The organism is Streptomyces sp. NRRL WC-3549, from assembly GCF_000721935.1.
Classification (GTDB): domain Bacteria; phylum Actinomycetota; class Actinomycetes; order Streptomycetales; family Streptomycetaceae; genus Streptomyces.
Genome location: NZ_KL585469.1, coordinates 1 through 2,281 on the forward strand (window position 1 = coordinate 1; position 2,281 = coordinate 2,281).

The following is a 2,281-nucleotide window of genomic DNA, read 5'->3' on the forward strand; positions in this document are numbered from 1 at the left end:
CGTGCCGGTGCCGTGCGCCTCGACCACGTCGACCTGGGACGGTGTCAACGAGGCGTCGGCTAGGGCCTGTTCGATGACGCGCTGCTGGGACGGACCGTTCGGCGCGGTCAGCCCGTTGCTCGCACCGTCCTGGTTCACCGCTGAGCCACGCAGCACGGCGAGCACCCGGTGCCCGTTCCGACGGGCGTCGGAGAGCCGCTCCACGAGCAGCACCCCGACCCCCTCGGCGAAACCTGTGCCGTCCGCCGCGGCGGCGAACGCCTTGCAGCGGCCGTCCCTGGCCAGCCCGCCCTGGGCACTGAAGCTGCTGAACATGCCGGGGGTCGCCATGACCGTGACCCCTCCCGCGAGCGCCAGCGTGCACTCGCCCCGGCGCAGCGCCTGCGCCGCCAGGTGCAGGGCCACCAGGGAGGACGAACACGCGGTGTCGACGGTGACGGCGGGTCCTTCGAGGCCCAGTGTGTAGGAGACCCGTCCGGACACCACGGCGGCGGCGCTTCCCGTGCCCGTGAATCCCTCCAGACCTGTCGCGCCCATCAGGAGGTAGGGGTAGTCCTGGCCGTTGGTCCCGGCGAAGACCCCGGTGCGGGTGCCCCTGAGCGTCTCCGGGTCGATTCCGGCCCGCTCGACAGCTTCCCATGACGTCTCCAGGAGCAACCGCTGCTGCGGGTCGGTGGCCAGCGCCTCCCGTGGACTGATGCCGAAGAACGCCGCGTCGAACTCCCCCGCGTCGTGGACGAACCCGCCCTCACCGGCGTACCCGGTCCCCTCGGTTCCGGGCTGGAACACGGAGTCCGTGTCCCAGCCGCGGTCCGACGGGAAGCGGGTCATGCCGTCGGCGCCGGAGGCGACCAGGTCCCACAGCTCCTCCGGGGAGCGCACTCCGCCCGGATAGCGGCAGCTCATGCCTATGATGGCGATCGGCTCGGTGTCGCGCTCCTCCATCTCGCGGATCCGGTCGTGCGCCGCTTCGAGATCGGTGCTGACCCGCTTGAGGAAGTACCGGAGCTTCTCTTCGTTCGCCATCGGGCGACCCCTCTGTCAGGAACTGTGTGGTGCGATGTGCGTGGCGCCGGACGGCCTGTCAGGAGATGCCGAACTTCTTCCCCAGCAGCTCGAACATCTCGTCGTCGGATGCTGCTTCGATCTGCTCGCCGACCGGTGCGGCCGGTGTCTCCAGCAGCTGGGCGAGCAGCGCCTGCATGCGCCGCACCACCCTGGCCCGTCCTTCGTCGTGGGGCGCGACCGTGACCAGGGCGGCTTCCATCCGGTCGAGCTCCTCGATGACCGACGCGGCCACGGTCTCTCCGTCGGGTACGAGCTGCTCCCGCAGGAACGTAGCCAGTCGCACCGGGGTCGGGTAGTCGAACGCGAGTGTCACCGGCAGCCGCAGCCCGGTCTTGGCACCGATCCGGTTGCGCAGTTCCACGGCGGTGACGGAGTCGAACCCGACCTCCCTGAAGGCACGCTTGACGCTGACGGCCTCCGGCCCGGGGAATCCGAGCACGGCGGCGACCTGCTCCCGTACGGCTTCCAGCAGTACGGCGTCCCGGTCGGCGTCGTCGAGCCCGGCCAGGCGCTGTGCCAGGGCCGACGGCTCCTCGGCGCCGCCGGCCGAGCCGTGGCCGTCCTGCGCGATCCGGCCCACCTCGGGCACGTCGGCGAGCAGTGGGCTGGGCCGGGTCGCGGTGAACGCGACGAAGAAGCGTTCCCAGTCGATGTCCGCGATCAGGACACAGGTGGCGTCGTGCTCCACCGCCTGCCGCATCGCGCCGGTCGCGGCTTCCGGGTCCATCTCGCGCAGACCGTGCCGGTTCAGTACGTCACCGAACGCGCCTTCCGCCATTCCGCCGCCGCCCCAGGCGCCCCAGGCTATGGAGGTGGCCACCAGGCCGTGGGCTCTGCGCTGTTGGGCCAGAGCGTCCAGGAAGGCGTTCCCCGGTGCGTAGTTGCCCTGCCCCGGCGTGCCGACGATGCCGCCGAACGAGGAGAACAGGACGAACGCCGAGAGCGTGGTGTCCCGCGTCAGCTCGTCCAGATTCTGCGCGGCCCGCGCCTTGGCGTGCAGGGCGCGGCCCAGCTGGTCAGGGGTGAGCGTGTCGAGCAGTCCGTCGTCCAGCGCGGCGGCGGTGTGCACGACGGAGGTCAGCGGGTACTCGGCCGGTACCGCGGCGAGCACCTCCGCGAGTGCTTCGCGGTCGCCGGCGTCGCAGGCCGCGACGGTGACCCGGGCGCCGAGTGCGGTCAGTTCGTCGCGGAGTGCGGCCTGTCTCTTATACAC

The 2,281-nt window shown here is 71.4% G+C and carries 2 protein-coding genes; both read right to left on the minus strand.

Annotation, left to right across the window (positions count from 1 at the left end; genetic code table 11):
- A partial coding sequence (locus tag IH13_RS0136240) for a beta-ketoacyl synthase N-terminal-like domain-containing protein (RefSeq protein ID WP_031091430.1) occupies positions 1–1,026 on the minus strand: 1,026 nt, incomplete at its 3' end.
- A 58-nt stretch (positions 1,027–1,084) separates the two neighbouring features.
- Positions 1,085–2,281 (minus strand): type I polyketide synthase (locus IH13_RS0136245; RefSeq protein ID WP_031091431.1); only part of this gene is annotated, 1,197 nt, incomplete at its 5' end.